This window comes from Alcanivorax sp. HI0044 (assembly GCF_001634945.1).
Genome location: NZ_LWEZ01000144.1, coordinates 1 through 850, shown reverse-complemented (window position 1 = coordinate 850; position 850 = coordinate 1). Strand labels below are relative to the sequence as shown.

1 protein-coding gene is annotated in these 850 nt (G+C 53.1%); it reads right to left on the bottom strand.

The annotated features are described in order from the left end of the window. A partial coding sequence (locus A3730_RS01760; protein ID WP_197477223.1) for a hypothetical protein occupies positions 1–698 on the bottom strand: 698 nt, incomplete at its 3' end. Positions 699–850: the final 152 nt, after the last annotated feature.

Genomic DNA, 850 nt, shown 5'->3' with positions numbered 1-850 from the left:
GTCGAGTCCTGGTCTTTGAACCCTTCGTCATCTGTCACAGTAAGCGTCGCCGTTATGATGATGTCATCGTCATTGGCATCAAGGTTGGGCGTTTCGAACTGTGCCACGGCCTGGTCTGCGCCGGTAATATCAATATCAGGTTGATCCAGTGTCCATTGATATTCTGTGATGTTGCTGTCGTCGGAAGAGAATTGCCCGTGCAGGGTGAATGTCTGGTTCTGGCCTGTTGAGAATCCAGGGCCAGCATTAGCTGTTGGTACGCTGGGGTGGCGAGCATTAAGTGCAATGGTTCCCAGCAGGGCAGGGTTCTGAATGCCTCCACAGTGCTGGGAAAAACTGGCCATGAAGCTGTCGACCTGGTCTTCCTGTTGTTCAATGGAATGAACGGTAAAGCCACCGGAAAGCGTGTTGCACCCTCGGCCGTCGCCGGAAATGCTGAGTCCACCAAGGCCATCGCTCTGAAAGGGGAAGCGCTCAGCCTGATAGTTGCCGGGTTGTAACGCCGCATTGTAGGGCGCGGCAAAATCCGCCCGCCAGTTATCGCCATCATCAATGTGTACGGACACGCCATTGTCATAGTTAATGCTGGGGTTGAAGGTACTGAAAGCATCGTCGAAGTACAGCTGCTTGCCTTGCCCGATATAGTCACCTTCAGGGCTGTTAATCTGCATGTAGGTTAATGGCGCACTTTTACTCACCAGTGGCAGCGTTAGTGTTTGGGAACTGTTTTGCCCAAGGCTGTCAGTGACGGTGAGTTTTAGCGTGAGCTCTTCGCCATCCAGGGGTAGGGAAGGAACGGTAAAAGATGGTGTTGCGCTGTTCGTGTTCGTCAACGTAATTGCGGGGCCAT